General features: G+C 69.4%; 28 protein-coding genes. 9 read left to right on the forward strand and 19 right to left on the reverse strand.

The annotated features are described in order from the left end of the window. Nucleotides 1-18: 18 nt before the first annotated feature. The gene (locus PMI12_RS04240; protein ID WP_007829482.1) at nucleotides 19-333 is read right to left on the reverse strand and encodes a hypothetical protein; all 315 of its coding nucleotides are present in this window, start codon (nucleotides 331-333) and stop codon (nucleotides 19-21) included. Nucleotides 334-390: 57 nt separating this feature from the next. Here PMI12_RS04240 and PMI12_RS04245 point away from each other — a divergent pair, with 57 nt between their 5' ends. Next, nucleotides 391-1,602, forward strand: a complete 1,212-nt coding sequence (locus PMI12_RS04245; RefSeq protein ID WP_042672805.1) for an OmpA family protein — start codon at nucleotides 391-393, stop codon at nucleotides 1,600-1,602. A gap of 12 nt (nucleotides 1,603-1,614) precedes the next feature. Here the strand turns inward: PMI12_RS04245 and pdxH are convergent, their stop codons facing one another. Then, nucleotides 1,615-2,268 (reverse strand): pyridoxamine 5'-phosphate oxidase, encoded by a 654-nt coding sequence (gene pdxH, locus PMI12_RS04250; RefSeq protein ID WP_007829484.1) that lies wholly within the window; start codon nucleotides 2,266-2,268, stop codon nucleotides 1,615-1,617. A gap of 38 nt (nucleotides 2,269-2,306) precedes the next feature. Here pdxH and PMI12_RS04255 point away from each other — a divergent pair, with 38 nt between their 5' ends. Continuing rightward, the gene (locus PMI12_RS04255; RefSeq protein ID WP_007829485.1) at nucleotides 2,307-2,867 is read left to right on the forward strand and encodes a nucleotidyltransferase family protein; all 561 of its coding nucleotides are present in this window, start codon (nucleotides 2,307-2,309) and stop codon (nucleotides 2,865-2,867) included. A 19-nt stretch (nucleotides 2,868-2,886) separates the two neighbouring features. Here PMI12_RS04255 and PMI12_RS04260 read toward each other — a convergent pair whose 3' ends face one another. Next, a complete protein-coding gene (locus tag PMI12_RS04260) occupies nucleotides 2,887-3,426 on the reverse strand; it encodes a superoxide dismutase family protein (RefSeq protein ID WP_007829486.1) in 540 nt (179 codons plus the stop codon). Then, complete coding sequence (locus tag PMI12_RS04265) at nucleotides 3,423-4,127, reverse strand: gamma-glutamylcyclotransferase (RefSeq protein ID WP_081502616.1); 705 nt, start codon at nucleotides 4,125-4,127, stop codon at nucleotides 3,423-3,425. Before PMI12_RS04265 ends, PMI12_RS04260 begins: the two co-directional genes overlap by 4 nt. 135 nt (nucleotides 4,128-4,262) lie before the next feature. Between PMI12_RS04265 and PMI12_RS04270 the strand changes: the two genes are divergently transcribed. The 4 genes from PMI12_RS04270 to PMI12_RS04285 all read left to right on the forward strand — a co-directional run bounded on the left by PMI12_RS04270 (nucleotide 4,263) and on the right by PMI12_RS04285 (nucleotide 8,389). Next, entirely contained in the window at nucleotides 4,263-4,820 is a 558-nt protein-coding gene (locus tag PMI12_RS04270; protein ID WP_007829488.1) for an OmpA family protein, read from the forward strand. 201 nt (nucleotides 4,821-5,021) lie between these two features. Then, nucleotides 5,022-6,863 carry a phosphogluconate dehydratase gene (edd, locus tag PMI12_RS04275; protein WP_007829489.1) on the forward strand — a complete coding sequence of 614 codons (1,842 nt, stop codon included), beginning with the start codon at nucleotides 5,022-5,024 and terminating at the stop codon, nucleotides 6,861-6,863. Between the two features lie 159 nt (nucleotides 6,864-7,022). Next, nucleotides 7,023-7,658, forward strand: coding sequence for a bifunctional 4-hydroxy-2-oxoglutarate aldolase/2-dehydro-3-deoxy-phosphogluconate aldolase (gene eda / locus PMI12_RS04280; protein ID WP_007829490.1), 636 nt, complete (start codon nucleotides 7,023-7,025; stop codon nucleotides 7,656-7,658). A 2-nt stretch (nucleotides 7,659-7,660) separates the two neighbouring features. Beyond that, nucleotides 7,661-8,389, forward strand: a complete 729-nt coding sequence (locus PMI12_RS04285; RefSeq protein WP_007829491.1) for a haloacid dehalogenase type II — start codon at nucleotides 7,661-7,663, stop codon at nucleotides 8,387-8,389. On the opposite strand, the gene PMI12_RS04290 is transcribed toward PMI12_RS04285, so the two are convergent. From PMI12_RS04290 to PMI12_RS04335, 10 genes are all read right to left on the reverse strand, one after another. After that, the gene (locus PMI12_RS04290; RefSeq protein ID WP_007829492.1) at nucleotides 8,390-8,923 is read right to left on the reverse strand and encodes a DUF1697 domain-containing protein; all 534 of its coding nucleotides are present in this window, start codon (nucleotides 8,921-8,923) and stop codon (nucleotides 8,390-8,392) included. It lies immediately after the preceding gene. Continuing rightward, the gene (gene gloA, locus PMI12_RS04295) at nucleotides 8,923-9,336 is read right to left on the reverse strand and encodes a lactoylglutathione lyase (protein ID WP_042672808.1); all 414 of its coding nucleotides are present in this window, start codon (nucleotides 9,334-9,336) and stop codon (nucleotides 8,923-8,925) included. Before gloA ends, PMI12_RS04290 begins: the two co-directional genes overlap by 1 nt. Before the next feature lie 63 nt (nucleotides 9,337-9,399). Further along, nucleotides 9,400-10,089, reverse strand: coding sequence for a glutathione S-transferase family protein (locus tag PMI12_RS04300; protein WP_007829496.1), 690 nt, complete (start codon nucleotides 10,087-10,089; stop codon nucleotides 9,400-9,402). 105 nt (nucleotides 10,090-10,194) lie between these two features. Next, complete coding sequence (locus PMI12_RS04305; RefSeq protein ID WP_007829498.1) at nucleotides 10,195-10,878, reverse strand: ABC transporter ATP-binding protein; 684 nt, start codon at nucleotides 10,876-10,878, stop codon at nucleotides 10,195-10,197. Beyond that, nucleotides 10,875-12,554 carry an ABC transporter permease gene (locus PMI12_RS04310; RefSeq protein WP_007829500.1) on the reverse strand — a complete coding sequence of 560 codons (1,680 nt, stop codon included), beginning with the start codon at nucleotides 12,552-12,554 and terminating at the stop codon, nucleotides 10,875-10,877. The genes PMI12_RS04305 and PMI12_RS04310 overlap by 4 nt, the downstream gene beginning before the upstream one ends. Before the next feature lie 46 nt (nucleotides 12,555-12,600). Continuing rightward, nucleotides 12,601-13,656, reverse strand: coding sequence for a Fe(3+) ABC transporter substrate-binding protein (locus PMI12_RS04315; RefSeq protein WP_007829502.1), 1,056 nt, complete (start codon nucleotides 13,654-13,656; stop codon nucleotides 12,601-12,603). Between the two features lie 77 nt (nucleotides 13,657-13,733). Beyond that, the gene (locus PMI12_RS04320) at nucleotides 13,734-15,590 is read right to left on the reverse strand and encodes a BTAD domain-containing putative transcriptional regulator (RefSeq protein WP_007829503.1); all 1,857 of its coding nucleotides are present in this window, start codon (nucleotides 15,588-15,590) and stop codon (nucleotides 13,734-13,736) included. A 48-nt stretch (nucleotides 15,591-15,638) separates the two neighbouring features. After that, a complete protein-coding gene (locus tag PMI12_RS04325; RefSeq protein ID WP_007829504.1) occupies nucleotides 15,639-15,914 on the reverse strand; it encodes a DUF4242 domain-containing protein in 276 nt (91 codons plus the stop codon). A gap of 103 nt (nucleotides 15,915-16,017) precedes the next feature. After that, nucleotides 16,018-16,980, reverse strand: a complete 963-nt coding sequence (locus PMI12_RS04330; RefSeq protein WP_007829505.1) for a LysR substrate-binding domain-containing protein — start codon at nucleotides 16,978-16,980, stop codon at nucleotides 16,018-16,020. A 3-nt stretch (nucleotides 16,981-16,983) separates the two neighbouring features. After that, nucleotides 16,984-17,532 carry a PaaI family thioesterase gene (locus PMI12_RS04335; RefSeq protein WP_007829509.1) on the reverse strand — a complete coding sequence of 183 codons (549 nt, stop codon included), beginning with the start codon at nucleotides 17,530-17,532 and terminating at the stop codon, nucleotides 16,984-16,986. Nucleotides 17,533-17,607: 75 nt separating this feature from the next. Here PMI12_RS04335 and PMI12_RS04340 point away from each other — a divergent pair, with 75 nt between their 5' ends. From PMI12_RS04340 to PMI12_RS04350, 3 genes are all read left to right on the forward strand, one after another. Further along, nucleotides 17,608-18,063: a MarR family winged helix-turn-helix transcriptional regulator gene (locus PMI12_RS04340; protein WP_007829516.1), complete on the forward strand. Its 456-nt coding sequence runs from the start codon at nucleotides 17,608-17,610 to the stop codon at nucleotides 18,061-18,063. Between the two features lie 109 nt (nucleotides 18,064-18,172). Further along, entirely contained in the window at nucleotides 18,173-19,486 is a 1,314-nt protein-coding gene (locus tag PMI12_RS04345) for an MFS transporter (RefSeq protein WP_007829517.1), read from the forward strand. Between the two features lie 18 nt (nucleotides 19,487-19,504). After that, nucleotides 19,505-20,920: an MATE family efflux transporter gene (locus PMI12_RS04350; protein WP_007829518.1), complete on the forward strand. Its 1,416-nt coding sequence runs from the start codon at nucleotides 19,505-19,507 to the stop codon at nucleotides 20,918-20,920. 183 nt (nucleotides 20,921-21,103) lie between these two features. Here PMI12_RS04350 and PMI12_RS04355 read toward each other — a convergent pair whose 3' ends face one another. From PMI12_RS04355 to PMI12_RS04375, 5 genes are all read right to left on the reverse strand, one after another. Next, a complete protein-coding gene (locus PMI12_RS04355) occupies nucleotides 21,104-21,424 on the reverse strand; it encodes a hypothetical protein (RefSeq protein ID WP_007829519.1) in 321 nt (106 codons plus the stop codon). Between the two features lie 194 nt (nucleotides 21,425-21,618). After that, entirely contained in the window at nucleotides 21,619-22,392 is a 774-nt protein-coding gene (locus tag PMI12_RS04360; RefSeq protein ID WP_272943554.1) for an aldolase, read from the reverse strand. Further along, entirely contained in the window at nucleotides 22,392-23,033 is a 642-nt protein-coding gene (locus PMI12_RS04365) for a 2-dehydro-3-deoxy-6-phosphogalactonate aldolase (RefSeq protein WP_007829521.1), read from the reverse strand. Before PMI12_RS04365 ends, PMI12_RS04360 begins: the two co-directional genes overlap by 1 nt. Further along, on the reverse strand, nucleotides 23,030-23,938 hold the full coding sequence (locus tag PMI12_RS04370) for a 2-dehydro-3-deoxygalactonokinase (RefSeq protein WP_007829522.1): 909 nt from the start codon (nucleotides 23,936-23,938) through the stop codon (nucleotides 23,030-23,032). Before PMI12_RS04370 ends, PMI12_RS04365 begins: the two co-directional genes overlap by 4 nt. 117 nt (nucleotides 23,939-24,055) lie before the next feature. Next, nucleotides 24,056-25,792 (reverse strand): IlvD/Edd family dehydratase, encoded by a 1,737-nt coding sequence (locus PMI12_RS04375; RefSeq protein ID WP_007829523.1) that lies wholly within the window; start codon nucleotides 25,790-25,792, stop codon nucleotides 24,056-24,058. Nucleotides 25,793-25,867: the final 75 nt, after the last annotated feature.

Here is a 25,867-nt window from a genome sequence, read left to right on the forward strand (position 1 = left end):
CATTTGCCGGCTGATGATTCACCCGGCGCGCTCTTCGCCCCTTCTTGCTATGGCGGTGGTCGCGACGACGATCGCCGCGCTGCAAGTTCGCCCCGCGCAGGCCACAGGCGAGGCCAGGCCGTGCCGCACGCCGTGCCTGTCGGCGAACGTGCCGCGCGAGCCCGCCGAGCCGCCGCCCGCCGAGAAGGCTGAAAGGGCCGACGAGGGGCCGTCGAAGCCGAGGCCGGTGATCAGGACGCGCACACAGCCAGCCGCGTCGGCACCGCCGCCGGTGCAACGGGAAGCGGCGGTATCAAAGCCTGCGCCGTCGAAGCGCTGCAGCGAGATCAACATGCGCGCCGCCGTGGGCGAGCCGCTGTCGGATCAGGACATGAAGACATTGAGGAGCCAATGCTGATGACGACCATCACCACCCAACGAGTACGCCTGGCGCTGCGCGCGCTCGCGCTGTGCGCCGCCGTGCTTGCCGCCGCCTGCGCGCACCGCCCCGCGCCGGGCAACGCCATGCCCTTCGACCAGGCCGTGAACCAGGCGGTGGACGACCTGATGGTGCAGACGCAGAAACTGCCGGCCTTCCTGGCCAAGGTGGAGTCGACGCTCACGCAGCGCCGCATCGTGATCGACCCGCTGCTCGAAGGCGCGAGCGGCCAGCAGACCGAGGTGACGCGCGTGGCCGAGCAGCGCATCGTGCAGCGCATGCAGGCGCAGTTCAGGCAGTTCACCGTCACGCCCTTCAACGCGAGCGAGATCGGCAGCGCGCAGTACGTGCTCAATGGCACGCTGGTGCGCGACAGGGACGCTTCGGGCGCACCGTACCGACTGAACCTTGCGCTGACCGAGATCCGCAGCGGCATGGTGATCGCGCAGTCGGTCACGCGCATCAGCGATGCCACGCTCGACACACGGCCCACCGCCTTCTTCCGTGACAGCCCGGTGAATGGCAAGGACCGCGGCGTCGAGGGCTACATCCGCACCGCCGAGACCCAGCCCGGCCAGGCCGCGGACGCGCTGTACCTGGAGCGCCTGCCGACCTCGACCGTGCTGCAGGAGGCCACCGCCGCCTACGAGGCCGGCCGCATGAGCGAGGCGCTCGGCCGCTACGAGGCTGCATCGAAGCGGCCCGACGGCCAGCAGCTGCGCATCTACAGCGGGCTGTACCTCACGCAGTCGCAACTCGGCCGCACGGCCGATGCCGAGAAGACCTTCGGCACCATCGCGCGGCTGGGGCTCGAAACCAACAACCTGAGCGTGAAGTTCCTGTTCAAGCCGGGCTCGACCGACTTCCTCGCCGATCCGAAGATCAGCGCCGCCTATCCGATGTGGCTGCGCCAGATCGCGCGGCAGGCGGCGCAGATCGATTCGTGCGTGGTGGTCACGGGCCACACGAGCCGCACGGGCTCGGAGGCGGTGAACGAGCGGCTGTCGCTGCAGCGCGCAGTGAGCGTGAAGACCCGGCTGGTGGGCGAGGCGGCGCCCCTGTCGAAGAAGCTGCGGGAATCGGGCATGGGCTTCCGCGAGAACATCGTCGGTACGGGGGCGGACGATGCGAGCGACGCGCTGGACCGGCGCGTCGAGTTCAAAGTCGTGAGTTGCGAGGCCTGACGACGATCCGCCTCACGGAGCCAGGCGCTCGCGCACCCAGTCGCTACCGTCGAGCCGGTAGCGCAGCCGGTCATGCAGCCGGCTCTTGCGGCCCTGCCAGAACTCCCAGCGGTCGGGCACCAGCCGGTAGCCGCCCCAGTGCGGAGGGCGCGGCGGCGAGAGCATGTGCTTGGCCGCGGCAACGGCGGCGTTCTTCACCAGCACGTCGCGTCCGCTGATCACCTCGCTCTGCGGACTGGCCCAGGCGCCGATGCGCGAATCGAGCGGGCGGCTCGCGAAGTAGGCGTCGCTCTCTTCGGCGCCTGCCTTCTCGACGCGGCCCTCGATGCGCACCACGCGTTCGAGTTCGACCCAGTGGAACTGCAGCGACGCATACGGATTGCCCGACAGCTCGCGGCCCTTGCGGCTCTCGTAGTTGGTGTACCAGACGATGCCGCGCGCGTCGTAGCCCTTGATGAGCACGATGCGGCTGGACGGCCGCAGGTCGCTGCCCACGGTGCACAGCGTCATCGCATTGGGCTCGGGCACCTGCGCGTCGATGGCTTCGGTGAGCCAGCGCTCGAACTGCTTCAGCGGATCGCCGGCGCTGTGGGCTTCGCCGAGTTCGGCGCGCTCGTAGCTCTTGCGCAGCGCCGCCAGTGCGTCATTGGAGAGGGGGGAGGTCATGCCGGGATTGTTGCGCACATACTCGGCCCATGACGACCATGAAGGTGAATTCCCCGGTGGTGATCGTGCTGGCCTCGGGCCGCGGCGAACGCTTCATCGCGGCCGGTGGCGCGGGCTCGAAGCTGAAGGCGTTGCTCGCCGGCAGGCCGGTGCTGGAGCGCACGCTCGACGCGGTGCGCGCCAGCGGCCTGCCATGGCACGTGGAAGATGCGGGGCACCCCGGCATGGGCGATTCGATCGCGGCCGCAGTGCGCGCAACGCCCGATGCGGCGGGTTGGCTGATCCTGCCGGGCGACCTGCCGCTGGTGCAGCCCGCGACGCTGCAGGCTGTTGCAGCAGCCCTGGGCGGCCGGGTGAATGCCGTGCAGCCGCAGTACCGGGGCGAGCGCGGCCATCCGGTGGGCTTTGCCGCCGGGTGCGGTGCGCAACTCGCCATGCTGGAGGGAAGCCTGGGCGCATCGTCCATCCTGCGGTCGATGCGTGCCATCGATTCGGTGGCCGACCTGGTGGTGGACGACGTCGGCGTGATCACCGACATCGACACACCCGAGGCGCTGGCGCAGGCCGAGACGCTGTGGCTGGCGCGCGAGGGCGCCTAGCTTTTGCCGCCCGTTTCGATCAGGGCTTGGTGATCACCGCACAGGCGATGCGCGGGCCCGAGTTGCCTGACGGCTGCGTCGTGAAATCGTCGCGGTCGCGATGCACCACCAGGGCGCGGCCCACCACGTTGTTGGCGGCGCCGTCCGTCAGCGAGATCGAGTGGTCTTCCACGCTGAAGCGGGCCACGCCGCTGGCATCGGCCACCAGGCTCGGCAGTTCGCCGGCATGGCTGCCCGCGGCGGCGAACTTGCCGTGCGTGCCGCCGGTCGGATTGAAGTGGCCGCCCGAGGCGTCGCCGTTGTTGCCGCAATCGCCCTTCTCGTGGATGTGGAAGCCGTGCTCGCTGCCCGGTGCCAGCCCGCGCACTTCGCCCGACACGCGCACGCCGTGGTCGAGCGCGGCGAAGGTCACCGTGCCGCGCGTCGGGTTGGGCGTGATGGCGCCGGTCGGCACCAGCTCGACGGCGGTGCTCGGCTTGCCGCCCATGCTGCCGCAGGCGGCGAGAAGGGCGCAGGCGAGGAGGGCGGCGCCGGCGGCGGCGAGACGACGTTGGGTCATGTGTTTTCCTTGGATGATTCGGAAGGTTGGGAAGAAGAGTCTGAAGACCCCGGAACATATACCGGAGGCTGCGGCGCCCCGCAATCGGCGGCGGCCTCGGTTTGCTGCTGGCGCTGCTGTTCCTGAACGGCGGCCAGCGCCACCAGGCGGGCCAGCGCCGCGTCGTGGATCGAGTGGCGCTGCAGTTCGAGCAGCGTCTGGCGTGCGTAGTCGAGCGAAGTTCCGTAGCGGCCGACGGCGTTGGCGAAGATGTGGCGGTAGCGCTCGTCGCTGAGCTCGCCCGTGAAGTTGGGGCTGCGCCGCGACAGCGTGAACGCCAGCGCGCGCACAGGCCCTTCGGCCGTGCCGCAGCGCAGCCATTTCGGGTCGTACACGCCAGTCGGCATCTCGCGCAGCCAGAGCCGGCGCAGCGTTTCCAGACCCTCGGCCCTGGGCACGCGGAACACCATGCCACGGCAGCTGCCGCCCGAGAGCAGTCCGAACACGAGGCCGGGCACCTGGACGCTGCCGCGGTTCACGCGGCTCCACATCTTCAGCGCGCGATGCCAGCCGCGCACCCAGGCCTGGCGCCGCTCGACGAAGTCGAACTCGGGCCGCCAGATCAGCGAGCCATAGCCGAAGAGCCAGAGATCCTCATGCCCGCCCCAGTCGGCGATGGCGCGCTCGAGCATCGGCTGCGGATCGCGCAGGGGTTTGGGCATGGGGTCGAGTCCCGGCGGACCGGGGTTCGGCGCAGGGTCCGACATGGGGATGCCGGGACCGCCGCCTACAATTTCCTGATCATGGTTCACCGCACCATTATTTACCTACCCCTTCCCTATGGAGCAAGATCCCCGATGAGCGATGACGACAGCCAGCAGAATTTCATCCTCGGATTCGTCATGGCGCTGATCGCCCTGGTGATCTTCTTCGTGGTCGGCATCGTGCTCTGGCACAGGGGCCACAACCCCGCGGTCGCGCAGGCCGCCGCCGCTCCCGCGGCGGTGGTGGTCTCGGCGCCGGCCCCCGGCGCCGCGCCCAAGGTGGCCGAGGTCACCGAGACCGTGACGGTCACGATCCCCGACGGCGCAAGCATCCGCGTGGTCGACGGCGTGGTGAACTTCTACTTCGCGACCGGCAGCGCCGACCTTGCACCCGGCGCCGCCGAGGCGCTGGCCGCGGTCATCAAGGGCGTCGAGAGCGGCCGCAAGGCGGTGGTCTCGGGCTTCCACGACACCACCGGCGACGCCGCCATCAACGAACAGCTCGCGAAGAAGCGCGCTGAGATGGTGCGCGACGTGCTCGTGGGCCTGGGCGTGCCGGCGGCCAAGGTCGACCTGCAAAGGCCCGCCGTGACGGCCGGCTCGGGCAACGATGCCGAGGCGCGCCGCGTCGAGGTGAAGCTGGTGGACTGAGCGCCGCGCGCATCGGCTGCAAGAGCAGAAGAAGCCCGGTGACGCCGGGCTTTTTCATGGGTGCTTCCCTGCAGGGGCGCGGATGAGAGGATTCGTATTGGCGGGCACCCGGATTTCATCGGGCTTTCGTGCCCGGCTTGTTACCATGGGTCTCCAGGCCCACAGCCGCCCTGGCGGCACGCAGCAAGAGCCACCGACCCCATGAGCAGCAGCACACACCCCATCGTCCGCGACGTCACCGATCGCATCCGCGAGCGCAGCAAGGGGCTGCGCAGCGCGTACCTCTCCCGCCTCGCCGAAATCCGCGACCGCGACCGCGGCTCAGACCGCATGGGCTGCGCCAACGTGGCGCACGCCGTGGCCGGCATTCCGGCGAACGACAAGTTCCGCGTGGTGGCCGAGCGCGCGCCCAACATCGGCATCGTCACCGCCTACAACGACATGCTCTCGGCCCACGCGCCGTACCAGGGCTACCCCGACATCATCAAGCACGAGGCCCGCCGACTCGGCGCCACCGCGCAGGTGGCCGGCGGTGTGCCCGCCATGTGCGACGGCGTCACGCAGGGCACGCCCGGCATGGAACTGAGCCTGTTCAGCCGCGACCTGATCGCCATGAGCACGGCCGTCGCGCTCACGCACGACATGTTCGACAGCGCGCTGCTGCTCGGCGTGTGCGACAAGATCGTGCCGGGCCTGCTGATCGGCGCGCTGCACTTCGGCCACCTGCCGACCGTGTTCGTGCCCGCCGGCCCGATGCCCTCGGGCCTGTCGAACAATGCCAAATCGAAGGTGCGCGAGCAGGCGGCGCAAGGCCTCGTGGGCCGCCAGGGCCTGCTCGACGCCGAGATGGCGGCCTATCACACGATGGGCACCTGCACCTTCTACGGCACCGCCAACAGCAACCAGATGCTGCTCGAGGCCATGGGCCTGCACGTGCCCGGCACTGCCTTCATCCAGCCCGGCGACGCGATGCGCGAAACGCTCACGCGCGAAGCGGTGCGCACCGTGCTGGGCAAGGCGAGCGACATTTCCTTCCAGTGCCCGCCCATCGGCGAGATGGTGGACGAGCGCTGCATCGTCAACGCCATGGTCGCGCTGCTGGCCACGGGCGGCTCCACCAACCACCTGATCCACTGGGTGGCCGTGGCGCGCGCCGCCGGCATCGTGATCGACTGGGACGACTTCTCGAAGCTCTCCGATGTGGTGCCGCTGCTGAGCCGCGTGTATCCCAACGGCAGCGCCGACGTGAACGAGTTCCAGGCCGCGGGCGGTCCCGGCCTCGTGATCGGCGAACTGGTCGACGCCGGCCTGATGCATGCCGACGTGCTGACGGTGCGCGCGGGGGGCATCCGCGAATACGCGAACATCCCGGCGCTGGCGGGCGATGGCGCCGAACAGCGCCTGCAATGGAGTCCCGCGGCGCCGCTGAAGAACGAAGCCATCACACGCACGGTCGCGAATCCGTTCAGTGCCACCGGCGGCCTCAAGCTGCTGGGCGGCAACCTCGGGCGCAGCGTCATCAAGGTGTCCTCGGTGCCCGACGACCGCCATGTCATCGAAGCGCCCGCGCGCGTGTTCGACTCGCAGGCCGCGCTGCACAAGGCCTTCACCGCCGGCGAACTCGAGCGCGACGTGGTCTGCGTGGTGCGCTGGCAGGGCCCGCAGGCCAATGGCATGCCCGAGCTGCACAAGCTCACGCCGCCGCTGTCGGTGCTGCAGGGCAAGGGATTCCGCGTGGCGCTGGTCACCGACGGCCGCATGAGCGGCGCGTCGGGCAAGATACCGGCCGCCATCCACGTCTCGCCCGAAGCGGCTGCGGGCGGCCCGCTCGCCAAGGTGCGCGACGGCGACCTGATCCGCCTCGATGCGGTAGCGGGTACGCTGGCCGTGCTGCTGCCCGAAGACGAATGGGCCGCGCGCGAAACCGCGACGCTGCCCGAAGCGCAGCGCATCGCCGATGGACACGGCCTCGGCCGCGAACTGTTCGCCGGCATGCGCCGCAATGCACTCACTGCCGAAGAGGGAGCCTGCTCATGGCTGTAATCGGGCTCGCCCCCAGGCTGCGCGCGCTTCGTGCCGCTTCGCCTTCCCCCTTCCGGGGACAACACCGGTGGCCCGGCAAAGCCGGTTCCGCGGCGTTTCTGGAATTGAGCACCGCGATTTTCAGGATCGCGGATGTGCTTGAAGTAATGGAGCTATGAAATGACAAAGAAACTCACCGCCCTCGAAGTCATGCGCGATGCGCCGGTCATTCCGGTCATCGTGCTGAACGACGTGAAAGACGCCGTCCCTCTCGCTCGTGCACTGGTGGCTGGCGGCATCCGCATGCTCGAAGTCACGCTGCGCACGCCGCAGGCGCTGCAGTGCATCGAAGCCATTGCCAGGGACGTTCCCGAGGCCGTGGCCGGCGCCGGCACCATCCGCAGCGCGGCCGATGCCCAGGCCTCGGCGCTGGCCGGCGCGAAGTTCGGCGTGAGCCCGGGCTACACGCGTGCGGTCGGCAAGGCCTGCCACGACCTCGGCCTGCCGCTGCTGCCCGGCGTGGCCACCGGCAGCGAGATCATGATGGCGCAGGAAGACGGCTACACCCAACTCAAGTTCTTCCCCGCGCTGCAGGCCGGCGGGCTGCCGATGCTCAAGGCCTGGCAGGGTCCGTTCGGCGACGTCACCTTCTGCCCGACGGGCGGCATCCAGGCGGGCAACGCGGCCGAGTTCCTCGCGCTGTCGAACGTGGCCTGCGTGGGCGGTTCGTGGATCGTGCCGACCGACGCGATCCGCGAAGGCGACTGGGCCCGCATCGAGCAGCTGGCACGCGCCGCGAGCCAGCTGCCGCGCTGATCATGCGCGCCGATTTCGACGCGGGCGACCTGAAGGTCATCGCGTTCGACGTCTTCGGCACGGTGGTCGACTGGCACAGCGGCATTGCCGCCGAGGTCGAGCGCGCATTGCCGGGCGTGGACGGCGCGGCCTTCGCGCTGGCGTGGCGCGCGGGCTACCAGCCCGCGATGAAGGCCGTGATGGAGCGCATTGCCGCGGGCGAGGGCGGCTTCACGCTGCTCGACGAGCTGCACCTGAGCATGCTCGAACAGGTGCTGCGCGATTTCGGCCTGTCCGAGCGCCTCGACACGGCCGCCAGGCGCGACCTGAGCCGCGCCTGGCACCGCCTGCCGGCCTGGCCCGATTCGGTGCCGGGTCTCACGCGGCTCAAGAAGAAGTTCACCATCTGCACGCTGTCGAACGGGAACATCGGCCTGCTCACCGAGATGGCGAAGCGTGCGGGCCTGCCCTGGGACTGCGTGCTGTCGGCCGAGGTGTTCAAGGCCTACAAGCCCGACCCGCGCACCTACCTCGGCGTGGCGGGTGTGTTCGATGCAACGCCCGGTCAGGTGATGCTGGCCGCCGCGCACCACGACGACCTGGCCGCCGCGCGCGTGTGCGGCCTGAAGACGGCCTACATCGAGCGCCCGCACGAATTCGGCCGCGCCAAGCCGAAGGACGTGTCGCCGCAGCCGGACAACAACCTGCATGCGCGCGACATCGAGGCGCTGGCCGACCTGCTGGGCTGCTGATCAGCCGGTGAGCAGCTTCTCCACCGTACGCAGGTTGCGCGTGGTGGTGCTCGACTTGTAGCGCGTCTTGGCCAGCAGCTTGGCCACCGGCGTATCGAGGCTCTCGCCGCGCGGGCATTGCCAGTACAGCACGCCCTTGCCGGGCTCCATCTGTTCGACGTCGGCATCGACGGTGCCGGCCTTCTCCACGATCTCGTCGAGCATCGCGGTGTCCGAGCCGAACACGATGTAGGGATGCCGCTCGTCGTCGATGCGCTCGAAGGGATAGGCCTTGGCCACGTCGGCCACCTGCTTCTGTGTGAGCAGCACGATCCACGCCTCGTAGCCGAATCGCTTGCGCAGCGCCTGCTCGATGCGCTTGCGCAATGCGGTGGCATCGCGCTCGTCGGTGTCGAACAGCACGTTGCCGCTGGCGAGCACGGTGCGCACCGCGCCGAAGCCGAGTTCTTCCGCGAACAGCGCCTTCAGGTCGGCGCTCCTGATCGCGATGCCGTTGACGTTCACGCCACGCAGCAGGGCAACGCGGCGAGTCATCAGCGCAGGCCGCCGCCGGCGGCGCCTTCGTCACGCTGGATCAGCTCGATCTTGTAGCCGTCGGGGTCCGTCACGAACGCGATCACGGTGGTGCCGCCCTTGACCGGCCCGGCCTCGCGCGTCACGTTGCCGCCCGCGGCCTTGATCTTCTCGCAGGCCGCGTACGCGTCGGGCACGCCCAGCGCGATGTGGCCGTAGGCGGTGCCCAGTTCGTAGCTCTCGGTGCCCCAGTTGTAGGTGAGCTCGATCTCGGCCTGCTCGGGGTTGCCCTTGCCGTAGCCGATGAAAGCGAGGCTGTACTTGTACTCGGGGTTCTCCGAGGTGCGCAGCAGGTTCATGCCGAGCACCTTGGTGTAGAAGTCGATGGAGCGCTGGAGGTTGCCGACGCGCAGCATGGTGTGGAGGAGTCGCATCTCGTGGGGGCCGTTGGGCGTGAAGAAAGGGAGGCCGCTATTGTCTGCCTCCCGCCGCGACGATCAAGCCGCCAGTGTCAGCAGGTGGGCCTGGTGGCGCTTCAGGAATTCCATCAGGTGCCGGGGATATTCAGGCACCACCGCATCGCGCACGCTGGGGCGGGCCGCCAGCGCCTTGCGCCAGGCCTTGACCCTGGGCAGTGCGTCGAAGACATGCGAGTCGCTGATCGCGTCGAACACCTCGAAGTAGCGGAACACCGGTGCGAAGACCGCGTCGACGAGGCTGAAGTTCTGGCCGGCGAAGTAGGGACCTTCTCCCGAGGCTGCCAGCGCAGCTTCCACGCGCTCGAACCTGGCGACGAGCGCCAGCCGCTTCTGCTCGAACACGGCCGCGTCCTGCGTGGTCTCGTAACCCCAGAGGTCGCCGAGGATGGCCGAGCCGAACTCCATCCACGCGCGATGTTCGGCGCGCTGGAGCGGGTCTTCGGGGTGCAGGCGGGCGCCGGGCTGTGTCTCCTCGAGGTACTCGCAGATCACGTTGCTCTCGAACAGCACGGCCTCGCTGCCGTCGGGCCGGCGCACCTTCAGCAGCGGTACCTTGCCGAGCGGCGAGATGTCGAGAAACCACTGGGGCTTGTTCGCGAGGTCGATGACGACGCGCTCGAAGGGCACGCCCTTTTCATGCAGCGCGATCGCGGCGCGCTGGACGTACGGGCACAGCAGGTGGCTGACGAGGGTGAGAGCTTGCGTCATGGGGCTTTCCGTTCCTGGGTGATGGATGTGTCTGGAAGGCCGCGATTCTTGCGGACCGGAACAACCTTTTCCCGGAAAGCCCATTCGGAAAATGGGCCTCGTGTGCTACGCCGCTGCGTCGAGCCAGTGCGTGATGCGCCCGCCGTGCATCACGCCGATGCGGTCGGCCATGGCGTGCGCCTCGGCCTCGTTGTGCGTGACGAGGATGGCGGTCTGGCCGGCCTGCTTGAGGATGCCGCGCACCTCCGCAGCCAGCCGCTCGCGCGTGCCGCCGTCGAGGTTGGAGAACGGCTCGTCGAGCAGCAGCAGGGCGGGCGAGGGCGCGAGCGCGCGGGCCAGTGCGACGCGTTGCTGCTGGCCGCCGGAGAGTTGGTGCGGATAGCGTTCGCCCGCGTCGGCGAGGCCGACCAGCGCCAGCATTTCCGCCACGCGCGATTGCTGCGCCGTGCGGCCGAGCCGGCGCAGGCCGAAGGCCACGTTCTTCGCCGCCGACAGGTGCGGGAACAGCGCGTACTCCTGGAACATCATGCCCACGTGCCGCTGCTCGGGCGGCAGGTGCTTCTGCGCGGACGAGAGCAGCACGTCGCCGAGCCGGACCGTGCCGGCGCGCACGGGCTCGAAGCCTGCGATGGCACGCAGCACCGTCGTCTTGCCGCAGCCCGAAGGGCCGAACAGGCAGCCGATTTCGCCGGCGTCCAATGCCAGCGAGAAGCCGTCGACGACCGTGTGTGGGCCGCGCGGTGTGTCGTATGCGAGCTGGATCGCATCGAGGTGCAGGGGGGAACTCATGGTGTCTGGTCGGGGCCGGGTGCGGCCGAAGGCGCGCCCAGCTGGTTGCGCGCGAGCAGCAGGACGGGCAGCAGGCCGGCCAGCACGATGGCGAGCGCGGCAATCGCGCCTTCTTCATACGTGCCGCGCGCGGCCTCGGCATACAGCCAGGTGGCGAGGGTGTCGAAATTGGCGGGCCGCAGCAGCAGCGTGGCCGGCAGTTCCTTCATCGCATCGACGAACACCAGCAGCGCGCCCGTGGCGATGGCGGGGCGCAGCAGCGGCAGGTGCACGCGGCGCAGCGTGCCGCCGGTGGTTTCGCCGAGCAGGCGCGAAGCCTGTTCGATGGCAGGCGGAATGCGCGCGAGGCCGGCCTCGATGCCGCCGACCGGCATCGCGAGAAAGCGGATCGCGCAGGCCACGACCAGCACGATGCCCGCGCCCATGAGCGGCAGGCCCTGCCATCCGAATGCCGTGGCGAGCGCGCTGTCGAAGGCCAGCGCCGGCGTGAGCAGGCCGATGGCCAGCACTGTGCCCGGCACCGCGTAGCCCAGCGTCGCCGCACGCGCCTGCCATCGCGCGCGGTTGGCGAGGCCCGCGCCCTGGCTGCGCGAGGCCCAGGCGACGACCAGCCCCGCCGCGACTGCGGCCGCGGTGACACCCGAAGCCAGCGCCAGCGTGTTGCCGAGGCTCGCGACCAGGCCTTGGGAAATGCCGCCGCCCTGATGCAGCCGCTTGAAGCTTTCCCGCACGAGGTAGAACGCAGGAGCCACGAAGCCGATCAGCACCGGCAGCGCCGCCGCCACGCTGGCGGCCCACGCCGCGCCACCGTGCAGCCGCCGCGGCTGCACCGCGCGCATGCGCTGCGCCGAGCCGAAGCGCTGGTGCTGCCGGCCATTGCGTTCGAGCCAGACCAGCGCCACCACCACGAACAGCATCGCGCACGCGATCTGCGCAGCCCCTGCGAGGTCGGAGCGCGTGATCCACGTCGTGTAGACCGCCACCGTCAACGTGTTCACGCCGAGGAACTCCGAGGCGCCGATGTCGTTGAGCGTTTCGAGCAGCGCGAGGCTCAGCCCCACGGCCAGCGCCGGCCGCGCCAGCGGCAGCGCCACGCGGAAGAACGCGCCGCGCCGGCTCTCGCCGAGCGTGCGCGCCGCTTCCATCAGGTGCGCCGGCTGCGTCATGAACATCGCGCGCGCCGTCATGTAGACGTACGGATAGAGCACGAAGCCCAGCACGAAGATTGCACCGGGCATCGAGCGCAGGTCGGGCAGGCGGAACTGGCGCGGGCTGTCGAAGCCCAGCATCCAGCGGATCGCGCCCTGCACGGGGCCGATGGGGTGCAGCAGGTCGAGGTACGCGAAGGCGACGATGTAGGTTGGCATCGCCAGCGGCAGCAGCAGCGCCCAGTGCAGCACGCCGCGCCCCGGGAAGTCATGCGCCGTCACCAGCCACGCGCAGCCGGTGCCGATCACCAGCACCAGCACGCCCACGCCCGTGAGCAGCATGGCCGTGTTGAGCGCCGCCTGCGGCAGCACGTTCGCAAACAGCGGCCCCCAGTGCCCGAGGCCCGAGCCGAAGGCGAGCCACACCAGCGTGAGCACCGGTGCGAGCACGCCGACGGCGATGGCGAACGAGGCAAGACGCCAGACCGGACCTGCGGCGTGCAGGCCCGGGAGCTGGCGTCGTGTCATTCGCATGCTTCCTCAGGCACCGGGAAGGCGTGCCCGGCCGCTTGCGTCACTGGTCGAAGCCGACCTTGTCGACCAGCGCGCTGGCCTGCTTGCGGTACTTGGCGATCTCGGCCACGGGCAGCGGGTCGGCCTTCAGCTCGCCGATGCTCGACGCGATGATCGGGTCGAGCGCGACGCCCTTGCGCACCGGGTACTCGTAGTTGGTCTGCGCATACAGCGCCTGCGCCGGCTCCGACACCAGGAACTCGAGCAGCTTGACCGCGTTGGCGCGCTGCGGCGCGTTCTTCGCCACGGCCGTGCCGCTGATGTTGACGTGCGTGCCGCCGCTCTTGGCGAAGGTCGGGCGCACCACCTTGATGGCGTCGCCCCACTTGCGCGCGTCGGTGCCTTCCTTGGAACTCTTCATCTGGCCAACGTAGTACGAGTTGGCCAGGCCCACGTCGCAGATGCCGCCGAGGATGTCGCGCGCCACGTCGCGGTCGCCGCCCGTGGCCTTGCGCGCCAGGTTGGCCTTGACGCCGCGCAGCCACTGCTCGGCCTTGGCTTCGCCGTCGTGCGCGATCAGCGCGGCGACCAGCGCGGTGTTGTAGGGGTGCTGGCCGGCGCGGATGCAGACCTTGCCCTTGTATTTCGGGCTGGCGAGGTCTTCGTAGCGGAAGCTCGTGAGCGGCAGGGCCTTGTCGGCATAGAGCACGCGCGCGCGCAGCGAGAGCGAGAACCACTGGCCGTCGGCGCCGCGCAGGTTGGCCGGAATGGCCGATTCGAGCGCGGGCGATTTCACGGGCTGCGTCACGCCGCCGTCGACGAGGTCCATCAGCGCGCCGATGTCCACGGTCATCAGCACGTCGGCCGGCGAGCGGGCGCCTTCGGCCTTGACGCGCTCCAGCAGGCCGTCCTTCACGAACACGGTGTTGACCTTGACGTTGCTCTGCGCGCTGAAGGCAGAAATCAGCGGCTGGATCAGTGCGGGCTCGCGCGTCGTGTAGAGCGTGAGTTCGTCGTTCGCAGCGTGGGCGGGCAGGGCCGTGAGGGCGAGCCAGGCGGTAGTGGCGCCGATCAATGCGCGCGCGGCGCGGACTTGAGCGCCAGAGCGTTCGGTCATGAAAAATCCTCCAGGACGGTGAAGTGTTCTTGTGAAAGCATCGGCGGCACGGCGTGCGGCGCCAATGCGAACAATTATCACTGACGAAGAGGGGATGAGCCGTTTGGACTTACGAGCTGAAGGCCTACTGCAGGCGAATCGACGTTCAGCGTCAACGCGGTGAGCGCCGGGTTGTCGATGTCGGTGGCCAGGGTTCGTGCGGCCACCGCCCCATCCGGATCGCCGAGGGCGGCGCGAAGGAGGTGGGCCCGCACCACGAGTTCCCGCATGCCGGTTCGTGCGGCGATGTCCATCAACTCGTCCACCTGCCGGCGGATCGGCGACGTGCGCCGCGACACGCCAAGACGGCAAAGCGCCTCCAGCACATAGGCCTCGCCCCACAGGTAGGCGTCCGGCGGGCGGGTGCAACGGGCCAGTGTGTCCAGCAGGATTTCCTCGGCGCGCGCAGCGTCGCCGCGAGCCATCGCGACCAGTCCGAGGCCGCGGCCGGCAATGCCTTCCCAGCATGGATCGCCCAACTGGCATCCCAGCGCGAAGGCGTGCTCGAAGCGCTCAGCGGCCGGCTCCAGTTGGCCGTCGCTCAGATCTATTTCGGCGCGAAAGGACAAGGGCCAGGGAAGGAAGGCGGCCCACAGCCGGCCAGCCTGGTCGACGGCACGGTCGACGATCGGCCTCGCTGCTTCCCATTCGCCGCGCAGGATCATGGCCCGACCCAGCATGGACTCGGCGTAGATCACCTGTTTGGGCTCGCCCGCCTCCAACGCCCAGGCTGCGGCGTCGCGCAGCGTTTCCATGGCGGCCGGGTAATAGGCCGAGTCGCTCAGGATGGAGCCCTTCACCGTGGCGATCCGGGCCCGCTCGGCAAGGGAGTCGCCTGCCAATGGCTCTGCCCGTGCCATCCAGGCCAGCGCGCGCTCATAGCGACCTCGCAGGAACTCGACGTAGCCCAGTTCGCGGCATGCGGCGGCGGCCAGTGCGGGCGCGGCTTCACGGCCGATGGCCAAGGCCTCGTGCAGGGCCGCGGCGCCCTCTTCGTCGCGGCCGCGCGCCGCGTGCACCAGCGCGCCGCCCAGCGCGACCCGCGCGCGCGTGCGCAGGGCGGGATCGCCGGTGCCGTCGGCGTCGACCATGGCTCGGCGCAGGCATTGCAGGCCGGCCTCGAGCACGCCCGCGCCGATGGCGGCCTCGCCAGCCTCGAGCTGCGCCAGGGCACCCGCGCGGCCAATGGCCGGCCGGGCTGTCGGCGTGGCCGTCACGGTGTGCAGTGCATCGGCCAGCGCGGGCCCGGGTGCGACGCCGAGCTGGCGCCTGAACAGTTCCCGGCAGGCGGCCGCCTGCCGCGCCGCGCCCATCCCGTCGCCCGCCGCCGCAAGGCAGCGCACCAGCAGGACATGCGCGTTTTCGTCCAACGGGTCCAGGCTGACGAGCCGGTAGGCCAGGTCGGCGGCCGCGCCCGGCGCCCCGTCCGCCACGCGGGACAAGGCGGCTTCGCGCAGCACGGCTTCCGCCGTGGCCTGCATCCTTCGTCGCTCGGACTGCAGCCACGCTGCGAACGACGGGCTCGATGAAAAGCCCAGGCCCTCCAGCAGCTCGCATCCGAGCCCATGGAGCGACAACGCGTCCGACCAGTCTCCCCGCGTCAGCACGGCAACGTCCACGCCGGCGACGTGCTCGTGCGGAAAGGCGATCGCATCTCCGCGCAGCGTGCAGTCGCCCAGGGCCCGACGCAGTTCGCGAAGGTTCCAGCGCAGCGCAGCCAGCGGGTCTTCGGCGTCCTCGAACAGCAATCCGGCCAGGCGCTGCCGCGCAACAGCGCCCGGTTGGAGCGCGAGATAGGCAAGCAGTCCCCAGGCCTTGTGGCCCCGGATGGGCGCGACCGGGCCGTCTGGGCTCACCACACACGGCACGCCAAGAAGCTGGACGAAGGGCCTCATGCCAGCAGTGTGGCAGAGCGAGGCACGGGGCGCAGCAGGATCGTGGGGTCAGGCCTCCGCAGTCGTCGGATCGATCGTCGTCACCACGCGGGCCACGCTGTCGGCGGGGAATCCGCCCTTGCGCGCGTGCTCGCGCACCAGCTCTTCGCTGGCCGCGTTGTAGACGCAGTAGATCTTGTCGCCCGTGACGTAGCTGTGGACCCATTGCACGTCGGGGCCGAGTTCGCGCAGCACGCCGCACGACTTCTGGGACACGGCCTGCAGTTCGGCGGCGCTGGCGGCGCCGATGTTGGGAATGGCGCGTTCGATGACGAATTTGGGCATGAGGCTCACCTTGAAGAGAGAGTCGAAGGGAGCGCGACCGTAGGCGCGGCGCGTTTGAGCTTGCGTTTGACGGCGGGTTACCCCGCCGCGGCCCCCTTGGCGACTACCGCCGCCTGGTGCCAGCCGCCGATGAGTCCGCCGGCTGGTCCGCCGAAGCCTGCCGTGCGAGCGACAGTGCCAGGTAGTCGACGAAGGCGCGCACGCGCGCCGCGAGTCGGTGGCGCTGCGGGTAGACCGCGTAGATGTCCGCGTCCGGCGTGTGGTGCTGCGGCAGGACCTGCACGAGGCGGCCGCTGCGCAGGTGGCGGGCAATGTCCCACTCCGCGCGCATCAGGATGCCGTGCCCGTCGAGCGCCCAGTTGACGGCGATCTCTCCGTCGTTCGTCGTCAGCGTGCCGCGTGTCTTGACGGCCTGCGTGGTGGCGCTCTTGCCCCGGCCGCTCGACAGCCGCCAGAGGCCGTAGGCCTCCTCGCCCTGCCGGATGCCGATGCAGTTGTGCCTGGCCAGGTCGCTGGGCACCTTGGGCATGCCGCGCCTGGCGATGTAGGCCGGCGCGGCGCACAGCAGGCGGCGGTTGGCAGCGATCCGCCTTGCGATCACGCGCGAATCCGGCGGCGCGCCGAAGCGCACGCAGACATCGAAGGAATCGTCCGTCAGCGGCGGCGGATTGACCGACAGCTGCAGCTGCACTTCCACCTCCGGATATTCGCGCACGAACTTGGATATCAGCGGTGCGATGTGGCTGCGGCCGAAGCCGAGCGTGGCGTTGACGCGCAGCAGTCCCCGTGGGGTCGCCTTCGACGCGCCCAGCATCTCGCTCATGCTGTCGATGTCGTTCAGGATGCGGCGCGCGTGCTCGAGATAGAGCTCGCCTTCGGGCGTCAGGCTCATGCGCCGCGTGGTGCGGTTGAGCAGGCTGACACTCAGGCGCGCTTCCATCTGCGCGAGATGCTTGCTCACGGCCGCCGTCGAGACACCCAGCTCGCGTGCCGCGGCACTGAGGCTGCCGGCGCTCGCCAGCGCGCAGAAGAAGCCCAGGTCGGCCGGCTGGATCTCGTTTCCCACGGCTCAGCCCGCCGGCCGCGTCTCGAACACCAGGCAGGTCGTGGTGGCATGCGCGTACAGCGTGCCATCGGGCCCGAAGAGGCGGGCCTCGGCGGTGGCCAGCTGGCGGCCGCAGTGGATCACCTTGCCTTCGGCGCGCACGCGCTGCACCTTGGGCGTCAGGCCTTTCACGTAGTTCACGTTCAGCTCGGCGGTGGTGTAGGCCCGCCCGGGCGGCATCATCGTGTGGACGGAGCAGCCCAGGGCGGAGTCGAGCATCGTGGCGACCCAGCCGCCATGGATGGTGCCCAGCGGGTTCAGGTGCTGCGGCAGCGGCGTGCCCTGGAAGATGGCCACGCCCGGGCGCACTTCGAGGATCGTGAAGTCCAGCGTCCTGGCGATGGCTGCAAAGGGAATCTCGCCGTTCAGCATCGCCTGCATCATCTCGAGGCCGGTCTTGCCCGCGATCTGGTCGGGGCGGGCGAGGCCAGGGCCTGGGCCGGCTTCGAGGCGTTCGGTGATCTTTCGCTCTTCGGCGATCCATGCGTCGAGCTGGCTGGGGTTCTGCGTCATGCCGGGTGTTCTCCTGTCCGGGTTGTCTGGAGGGTTAAGTTGCATATGCAATAGTTGTAGCTACAATAATACCCCATGGACACCCTCGCCAAGCCACGCGGCTGCACCAGCTTCAAGGTACGCCAGCTCTCGCGCCGCCTCTCGCAGCACTACGACGCCGAGGTGTCGAAGAGCGGCCTGAAGACCACACAGTACTCGCTGCTGTCGAATCTGGCGCGGCTCGGGCCCTCGCGCCCGGTCGACCTGGCAAGCGAACTCAAGATGACCGCCTCGACCCTGAGCCGCAACCTGCAGCCGCTGATCGCCGCGGGCTGGATCTCGCTGGGCGCCGGCGCCGATGCGCGCAGCCGGCTGGTGCAGATCACCGATGAGGGCGATGCCAAGCGCCGCGAGGCGCAGCTGCACTGGAAGGCAGCGCAGCAAAAACTCAATGCGCTGCTGGGCGTCGAGCGTGTGCTCGCGCTGCACCGGCTGATCGACGAGTCGATGGAACTGCTGGGCGCGGAGGACGAGCCCGACGCCGAAGACTGAACCTTTTCTTTCCAACCGCACGCCTTCACCCATCGCGTCCGAGGCCGCGCGCGGATTCCGTTTTCGTTTCCTGCTTCTCCTCACATTCAATTCCAACAGCAGAGGTCCCATGTTCGCCACTCCCGTCTCCGCATGGCTGCAGCGCCGCGGCATTCACTACGGATGGATCGTCGCCGCCATCACCTTCCTCACCATGCTGACCATGTCGGCCGCGCTGGGCTTGCCGGGCGCCATGCTGCAGCCGCTGGGCAAGGAGTTCGGCTGGAGCACCGGGCAGATCTCGTCGGCGCTGGCGCTTCGCTTCGCGCTGTTCGGCCTGATGGGGCCGTTCGCCGCGGTGCTGATGGAGCGCTACGGATTGCGCGCCGTGGTCTGCACCGGCCTCGCGCTGGTCGGCCTGGGCATGGCACTGGTCACCATGGCTTCGCAGCTGTGGCACCTGTTCGTGCTGTGGAGCCTGATGCTGGGCCTGGGCACCGGCATGACGGCGCTGGTGCTCGGCGCGGTGGTGGCCAACCGCTGGTTCGTCGCGCGGCGCGGCCTCGTCGTCGGCATGCTCACGGCCAGTTCGGCCACCGGTCAGCTGGCCTTCCTGCCGCTCGCGGCCTGGATGATCGAGCACTGGGGCTGGCGCTCGGCCATCGTGCCGATCGTGGCCGGCAGCATACTGATCGGCGTGCTGGCGCTGTGCCTCATGCGCAACCGGCCTTCGGACCTCGGCCTGCTGCCCTACGGCGAGTTGCCCGGCACCCAGCCGGCCGCGCCTGCCGCCGCCGCGCCGGCGATGAACTTCGCCACGCCGTTTCGCGTGTTGAAGGAAGTTTCGACCAACCGCACCTTCCTCATCCTCGCCGCCACTTTCTTCATCTGCGGCCTGAGCACCAACGGGCTCGTGCAGACGCACTTCATCTCGCTGTGCGGCGACTACGGCATGAGCGCAGTGCCCGCAGCCTCGGTGCTCGCGATGATGGGGGCCTTCGACTTCGTCGGCACCATCCTCTCGGGCTGGCTCTCGGACCGCTACGACAACCGCAAGCTGCTCTTCTGGTACTACGGCCTGCGCGGCCTGTCGCTGTTCTGGCTGCCGCATTCGGAGTTCACTATCTACGGCCTGGGCATCTTCGCGATGTTCTACGGCCTCGACTGGATCGCCACCGTGCCGCCGACCGTCAAGCTCGCGGGCGCCGCCTTCGGCCCCGCCAAGGTGGGCCTGGTGTTCGGCTGGGTCTTTGCCGCGCACCAGCTGGGCGCCGCCACGGCCGCCTACGGCGCCGGCTTCGCGCGCACGCTGCTGCTGACCTACACACCGGCGCTCTACGCGGCCGGCGCAGCCTGCCTGGTGGCGGCGGTGGTCGTGATGATGATCCGCCGTCCGGCGGCGAAGGCCGGCGCGCAGGTCGCGCCTGCCGCGGCACGGGCCTGAGCGCGCGGAGCCCCCGACATGACGACAGCCCACACCGAGCTCGACCCGCGCACGCGCCGCCTGCTCGAGGCGCCCATCGTGCCCACCCTGCTGCGCCTGGCTGCGCCCAACGTGCTGGTGATGCTGGCACAGGCCTCCGTCGGCCTTATCGAGACCTACTTCGTCGGCAGGCTCGGCACCGATGCGCTCGCCGGCATGGCGCTGGTGTTTCCCATCGTGATGCTGATGCAGATGACCTCCAGTGGCGCGATGGGCGGCGGCATCGCCTCGTCGATCGCGCGCGCACTTGGCGCACGCCGCAAAGACGATGCGGATGCGCTGGTGTGGCATGCCATCGTCATCGCGCTGGGCTTCGGCCTGTGCTTCACGCTGGCCCTGCTGCTGGGCGGGCAATGGCTCTACGGGACCATGGGCGGCACGGGGCCGGCGCTCGAGGCTGCGCTCACGTACTCGAATTGGGTGTTCGCGGGCGCGACGCTGGTGTGGCTCTTCAACTCGCTCTCGGCCATCATCCGCGGCACCGGCAACATGTCGGTGCCGGCCAACGTGACGGTGGTGGGCGTGGTGTTCCTCGTTCCCGCGTCGCCGCTGCTGATCTTCGGCATCGGACCGCTGCCGGGCATGGGCATCGCGGGCGGTGCGATGGCGCTGCTGCTGTACTACCTGCTGGGCTCCGTCGCGCTGATCGTCTACCTGCGCTCGCCGCGCAGCCTGCTGCGGCCCACGCTGGCCGCGCTGAAGCTGCGCTGGCCACTGTTCCGCGACATCCTGCGCATCGGGCTGGTGGGGGCGGTGTCGACGGTGGCGACCAACCTGTCGATCGGCATCGCCACTGCGCTGACAGGTCATTTCGGCTCGGGCGCGCTGGCCGGCTACGGCACGGCCTCGCGGCTCGAATACCTGCTGGTGCCGCTGGTGTTCGGCCTCGGCGCGCCGCTGGTGGCCATGGTCGGCACCTGCATGGGGGCAGGGCAGCGCGAACGCGCGCTGCGCGCCACCTGGACCGGCGCGGCGCTGGCCTTTGCGCTCACAGAAACCATCGGACTCGCGGCCGCGCTGTTCCCGCGCCCGTGGCTGCTGCTGTTCGGCAGCGACCCGGCGATGCTCGAGACCGGCGCGCACTACCTGCGCGTGGTCGGGCCGCTGTATGGCTTCTTCGGCGTCGGGCTGGTGTTGTATTTCGCGTCGCAGGGCGCGGGCCGCCTGCTGTGGCCGGTGCTGGGCAACATCGCGCGCCTGGCGGTGGCGGGCACGGGAGGCTGGCTCGCGCTGCGCTGGGGAGGCGGGCTCACCGGCGTGTTCGGGGCGCAGGGCGTGGCGCTGGCGGTGTACGGCATCGTGATCGCATCGGCCATCGCGGGCGGGGCCTGGTTCGGCCGCGTCGGCTGGCCGCGTACCACCGGCGGGCTGCTGCGGCGCATGGCGCAGGCCTGATGAAGCCCGCGCCTGCGCAACGAACCGGACGTGGACGCGGGCCGACCCGAGGCTCTGGCCGACGAGGTCTCGCGGCAGCTCAAGCAGGGCCTGTCGAGTCCGACGCCGCCCTATGCCGGCTCGCCGCGGGCAGCCTGAACCGATGCCCGAATGGAGCACCCGGGCGCGCGGCCCGGGCCTTCGTCAATAGCGGTAGGGGTTGTTGGGCCGGCGGTCGTAGCGGTTGGGTACGCCGTCGCCGTCGTTGTCCCTGCGGCCATAGCGCGGGCGGTCGTCCCAGCGGCGGCCGTAGTGGCGATCCGGACCGCGGTAGTAGCCGGGGCCGTAATAGTGGCGCGGCGGGGGCGGCGGCGCGTAATAGTGGCGGGGCGGTGGTGGCGGTGCGGGCACGACATACACCTGCGCCTGGATGAAGCGCCCGCCCGTCTGGGCCTGGGCCGGAATGCTGAGTGTGGCCAGCGACAACAAGGCCGCGGCACCGATTGCGAAACTAAGCTTTTTCACTTGATCCCCCGGTTGTGGTTGGAAGCCTCATCCTCGCGCCTGCGTGTGAAGTTGTTGTAAGGCTGAAGCGAAATCGGATGAAGAGCTGTAAGCCCGTGCGCGCCGGACGCGGCATGGTCAAGACACAATTGTGAATGGCTTTGCACCGCGGAACATGTCCCGCGGACAGGCCATTGGCCGTATCGGCCGGATGCTCAGTCGCGCGGGGCGGGCAGCATGCGCCGCAGGGCTTCGAAGAACAGGTCCGACTGTTCGCGCTCGCCCTGGATCTGCGCCGCCACATGCGCGGCCAGCTTCGCGTCGACCGGCACGAGCGGACGGCCGGTCGATTGCGCGATCACCTGGTGCAGGCAGGCGCGCTCCAGGTAGTAGAGGTCGTCGTAGGCATGGGCGATGGTGCCGCCTGCCACGATCACACCGTGGTTCGCGAGAAAGGCCACGTCCTTGCCGGCCATCGCGCGGGCGATGCGTTCGCCCTCGGCGTCGTCGAGCGCGAGGCCGTTGTATTCGGCGTCGATGGCGATGCGGTTCATGTAGCGCATCGCGTTCTGGCTGGCGGTCGGGTCGAGCGCGCGGTCGGCCGTGATCGTGAGCGCGGTGGCGTACGGCATGTGGCAGTGCATCACGACCGCATGGCCCGTGAGCCGGTGCACCGCGCCATGGATGAAGAGGGCTGTGGGCTCCACGCGGTGGCGGCCCGCAAGCACCTCGCCGTGCACGTCGATCAGCACGATGTCGTCGGGGCCGATCTCGCTCCAGTGCAGCCCGCGGGGGTTGATGAGGTAGCGGTCCTGCGCGCCCGGCAGCATCACGCTGAAGTGGTTGCAGACGCCTTCGGACAACCCGTGGTGGGCGGCGGCGCGCAAGGCCAGGGCGAGGTCTTCGCGCAGCTTGCTGACGGCGGGGCTGGCGTAGGCGGCATCGGCGGACATCGAGGGGGCTCCTTGTTCTTGGGTTGCGTCCTGGATCAGGCCTGGATCAATCCCGTCCAGGCCGCGATGAATTTCTTCGCATCGTCGCACACCGCCGCGGCCTGCTTGCCGGGCTTGTAGAGCGCGGAGCCGATACCGAACCCTGCAGCCCCGCCCGCACGCCATTCGGCCATGTTCGCGGGCGTGATGCCGCCCACGGGCATCACGGGCGTGCCGGCCGGCAGCACGGCCAGCAGCGCTTTCACCACGGCGGGCGAGGCCAGTTCGGCCGGGAACAGCTTGAGCCCCGTGGCGCCGGCCGCGAGCGCGCCGAAGGCCTCGGTTGGCGTCATGACGCCCGGCAGGCACACCATGCCGAGCCGTGCGGCCTCGGCGATGACCTCGGCGTTGAAGTTGGGCGAGACGATCAGCTCGCCGCCGGCCGCGTGCACCTCGCGCACCTGCTGCGCGCCGAGCACCGTGCCGGCGCCGACCAGCGCGTGCGGAAAGCGCTTGCGCATCAGCGCAATGCTTTCCAGAGGATGCGGCGAATTGAGCGGCACCTCGAGCAGCCGGAAGCCGGGTCCGGCGATGGCGTCGCCGATGTCGGCGGCCTCGGCGGGCGTGAGACCGCGCAGGATCGCCACCAGGGGCAGCTCGCGCATCGCGGCATGGAATTTTTCGAGGGGCGTGGTCATGTGGGGGTTCTGTCGGTGTCGAGAAAACCGGACAGCGCGTGCAGTCCGGCCCAGGTGGCTTCGGCGCCCAGCGTGCGTGTGGCGACGCCGGTGGCGCGCAGGGCCAGTGCATAGCGCTGGGTGAGGGCGGACGAGCCGATGAGGATCACCTCGCCGGCGGCCTGCAGCGACTGCGTGCGCAGTTCCTCACCGATCAGCAGGCCCGAGAGATAGCTCGACAATTCCTGCTTCGGCATGCGCTCGAACAGCGCCAGCGTGCGCGTGCCGAAGGCGTTGTGCAGCAGGCCGTGGCCGTTTTCCGAGCAGGTCACGCCTTCGAGGAAAGAGGCCTCGTCGAGCGGTGCCGACGCGTCGAGCATGCGCGCCAGGATCGAATGCTGGCTCAGCAGCGCGTAGAACTCGCCCGTCATGTAGGTGCGGAAGCCCGCGACGCGGCCCTTCTTGACCGTGACCCATTTGTTGTGCGTACCGGGCAGCACGAAGACGCCGTCGTCCAGGCCGGTGATCGACATCGCACCGAAGATCTGCACCTCTTCGCCGCGCATCACGTCGGGCACGCCGTCGTGCTCGTCGTTCAGGCCCGGCACGATCGCGATGCTGGCACCGGGGATGGCGTCGACGTCGATGATCCTGCGGCCCACCTCGACGCGGCCGGCGGGGCAGGCACAGTACGGTGCTTCCACCCAGCCCTGCTTGCTGCCGGCCATGCCGGAGATCAGGCAGCGCGCGCCCTCGAGGCGCATCCAGTCGCCGAACAGTGACTCGAAGACGGCGGGAAAGCCACCTTCGGGCACCGCGAGGATGCCTCGCGCATCGCTGCGTTCTTCCTGTACCTTGCCTTGGGCGTCCAGCAAGGCACCGCGCAGCGAGCTTGTGCCCCAGTCGATGGCTATCAGTCGTGTCATGTCTGTCGCCTGCGTTTTGAGGATTTGTGTCGGGGTGCGTGCACAAGCCACCGGGTGCTCCCCTCCGCGAATGTCCCCCGTCGGCGTGATCGCGCCGCGAACCCTCAGCCCTCGGTCCTAGTGATTGTCGCGCGGCACGAAAGCCCCACGGCGACCACGCAGAAAGCCCAGGTCGGCCCCCTGGTCAGCCTGCAGCACCGTGTCGACGTAGAGCTTCCAGTACCCCGAGTCCAGCGGCGCCTTGGGAGCGACCCATTTCTCGCGGCGCTTCGCCAGCTCTTCGTCGCTCACATGCAGATGCAATTTGCGGTTCGGCACGTCGAGCTCGACGATGTCGCCGTCCTGCACCAGCGCCAGCGGGCCGCCGGCTGCGGCTTCGGGTGCGGTGTGCAGCACCACGGTGCCGTAGGCCGTGCCGCTCATGCGCGCATCGCTGATGCGGACCATGTCGGTGATGCCCTTGCGCAGCACCTTCGGCGGCAGCGGCATGTTGCCGGCCTCGGCCATGCCGGGGTAGCCCTTGGGGCCGCAGTTCTTCAGCACCATGATGCAGTGCTCGTCGATGTCGAGGTTCTCGTCGTCGATGCGCTTGTGCAGGTCTTCTGCGCTTTCGAACACCACCGCGCGGCCCTTGTGCACCAGCAGTTCGGGCGTGGCCGCGCTGGGCTTGATGATGGCGCCGTTGGGCGCGAGGTTGCCGCGCAGCACGCAGATGCCGGCCTTCTCCTTGAAGGGCTCGGCCAGCGTGCGAATGACCTGCGGGCCATAGTTCTCGGCGTCCTTCACGTTCTCCCACACGCTCTGGCCGGTGACGGTGAGGATGTCCTTGTGCAGGTGGTCGGCGATCTCCTTGATGACCACCGGCAGGCCGCCCGCGTAGCAGAAGTCTTCCATCAGGAACTGGCCCGAAGGCTGCAGGTTCACGAGGCAGGGCAGCTCGGAGGCGAGGCGGTCGAAGTCGTCGAGCGTGAGGTCCACGCCGATGCGCCCCGCGATGGCCAGCAGGTGGATCACGAGGTTGGTCGATCCGCCGATGGCCGCGTTCACCTTGATGGCGTTCTCGATCGCCTGGCGCGTGAGGATCTTCGACATGTTCATGTCCTCGTGCACCATGTCGACGATGCGCCGGCCCGCCTGGCGCGCGAGCACGTTGCGGCGGCCGTCCACGGCGGGGTAGGCCGCGTTGCCCGGCAGCCCGATGCCCAGCGACTCGACCATGCTCGCCATGGTGCTGGCGGTACCCATCGTCATGCAGTGGCCGTGGCTGCGGTGCATGCAGCTCTCGGCCTCGAAGAATTCCTGCAGCTTGAGCGTGCCGGCGCGCACCTGCTCGCTCATCTGCCATACGCCGGTGCCCGAGCCCAGCTCCTGGCCGCGCCACTTGCCCGAGAGCATCGGGCCGCCGGAGACGCCGATGGTCGGCAGGTCGACGCTGGCCGCGCCCATCATCAGTGCGGGCGTGGTCTTGTCGCAGCCCATGAGCAGCACCACGCCGTCGAGCGGATTGCCACGGATGCTTTCTTCGACGTCCATGCTCGCGAGGTTGCGGTACAGCATGGCGGTCGGGCGCAGCAGCGTCTCGCCGAGCGACATCACGGGGAACTCGAGCGGAAAGCCGCCCGCTTCGTACACACCGATCTTCACTTGCTCGGCCAGCGTGCGGAAGTGCGAGTTGCAGGGCGTGAGTTCGCTGAAGGTGTTGCAGATGCCGATGACCGGGCGGCCGTCGAACTGGTCGTGCGGCAGGCCCTTGCCCTTCATCCAGCTGCGGTAGATGAAGCCGTCGCGGTCGTTGCGGCCGAACCATTGCTGGCTGCGAAGTTCACCGGGTTTTTTCTTGGGAGCGGTGCTCATGGAGTGTCTCTCTTTGTTGTCGAAATAAGAGGCAGAACTCTCAGGGTTTGTCCTGCCGATCCGGGCTTTCAATCA

The organism is Variovorax sp. CF313 (assembly GCF_000282635.1).
Taxonomy (GTDB): domain Bacteria; phylum Pseudomonadota; class Gammaproteobacteria; order Burkholderiales; family Burkholderiaceae_C; genus Variovorax.

What these genes read in the sequence shown, in the direction of transcription:
- PMI12_RS04240 (WP_007829482.1), bottom strand. Translation starts at nt 333, where the DNA reads ATGTTGATCTCGCTGCAGCGCTTCGACGGCGCAGGCTTTGATACCGCC.
- PMI12_RS04255 (WP_007829485.1), top strand. Translation starts at nt 2,307, where the DNA reads ATGAAGGTGAATTCCCCGGTGGTGATCGTGCTGGCCTCGGGCCGCGGC.
- PMI12_RS04335 (WP_007829509.1), bottom strand. Translation starts at nt 17,532, where the DNA reads ATGACGCAGAACCCCAGCCAGCTCGACGCATGGATCGCCGAAGAGCGA.
- gloA (WP_042672808.1), bottom strand. Translation starts at nt 9,336, where the DNA reads ATGCGACTCCTCCACACCATGCTGCGCGTCGGCAACCTCCAGCGCTCC.
- PMI12_RS04290 (WP_007829492.1), bottom strand. Translation starts at nt 8,923, where the DNA reads ATGACTCGCCGCGTTGCCCTGCTGCGTGGCGTGAACGTCAACGGCATC.
- PMI12_RS04350 (WP_007829518.1), top strand. Translation starts at nt 19,505, where the DNA reads ATGACGACAGCCCACACCGAGCTCGACCCGCGCACGCGCCGCCTGCTC.
- PMI12_RS04265 (WP_081502616.1), bottom strand. Translation starts at nt 4,127, where the DNA reads ATGCCCAAACCCCTGCGCGATCCGCAGCCGATGCTCGAGCGCGCCATC.
- PMI12_RS04320 (WP_007829503.1), bottom strand. Translation starts at nt 15,590, where the DNA reads ATGAGGCCCTTCGTCCAGCTTCTTGGCGTGCCGTGTGTGGTGAGCCCA.
- PMI12_RS04325 (WP_007829504.1), bottom strand. Translation starts at nt 15,914, where the DNA reads ATGCCCAAATTCGTCATCGAACGCGCCATTCCCAACATCGGCGCCGCC.
- PMI12_RS04285 (WP_007829491.1), top strand. Translation starts at nt 7,661, where the DNA reads ATGCGCGCCGATTTCGACGCGGGCGACCTGAAGGTCATCGCGTTCGAC.
- PMI12_RS04365 (WP_007829521.1), bottom strand. Translation starts at nt 23,033, where the DNA reads ATGACCACGCCCCTCGAAAAATTCCATGCCGCGATGCGCGAGCTGCCC.
- PMI12_RS04305 (WP_007829498.1), bottom strand. Translation starts at nt 10,878, where the DNA reads ATGAGTTCCCCCCTGCACCTCGATGCGATCCAGCTCGCATACGACACA.
- PMI12_RS04260 (WP_007829486.1), bottom strand. Translation starts at nt 3,426, where the DNA reads ATGACCCAACGTCGTCTCGCCGCCGCCGGCGCCGCCCTCCTCGCCTGC.
- PMI12_RS04370 (WP_007829522.1), bottom strand. Translation starts at nt 23,938, where the DNA reads ATGACACGACTGATAGCCATCGACTGGGGCACAAGCTCGCTGCGCGGT.
- edd (WP_007829489.1), top strand. Translation starts at nt 5,022, where the DNA reads ATGAGCAGCAGCACACACCCCATCGTCCGCGACGTCACCGATCGCATC.
- PMI12_RS04300 (WP_007829496.1), bottom strand. Translation starts at nt 10,089, where the DNA reads ATGACGCAAGCTCTCACCCTCGTCAGCCACCTGCTGTGCCCGTACGTC.
- PMI12_RS04340 (WP_007829516.1), top strand. Translation starts at nt 17,608, where the DNA reads ATGGACACCCTCGCCAAGCCACGCGGCTGCACCAGCTTCAAGGTACGC.
- pdxH (WP_007829484.1), bottom strand. Translation starts at nt 2,268, where the DNA reads ATGACCTCCCCCCTCTCCAATGACGCACTGGCGGCGCTGCGCAAGAGC.
- PMI12_RS04375 (WP_007829523.1), bottom strand. Translation starts at nt 25,792, where the DNA reads ATGAGCACCGCTCCCAAGAAAAAACCCGGTGAACTTCGCAGCCAGCAA.
- PMI12_RS04315 (WP_007829502.1), bottom strand. Translation starts at nt 13,656, where the DNA reads ATGACCGAACGCTCTGGCGCTCAAGTCCGCGCCGCGCGCGCATTGATC.
- PMI12_RS04245 (WP_042672805.1), top strand. Translation starts at nt 391, where the DNA reads ATGCTGATGACGACCATCACCACCCAACGAGTACGCCTGGCGCTGCGC.
- eda (WP_007829490.1), top strand. Translation starts at nt 7,023, where the DNA reads ATGACAAAGAAACTCACCGCCCTCGAAGTCATGCGCGATGCGCCGGTC.
- PMI12_RS04270 (WP_007829488.1), top strand. Translation starts at nt 4,263, where the DNA reads ATGAGCGATGACGACAGCCAGCAGAATTTCATCCTCGGATTCGTCATG.
- PMI12_RS04310 (WP_007829500.1), bottom strand. Translation starts at nt 12,554, where the DNA reads ATGACACGACGCCAGCTCCCGGGCCTGCACGCCGCAGGTCCGGTCTGG.
- PMI12_RS04345 (WP_007829517.1), top strand. Translation starts at nt 18,173, where the DNA reads ATGTTCGCCACTCCCGTCTCCGCATGGCTGCAGCGCCGCGGCATTCAC.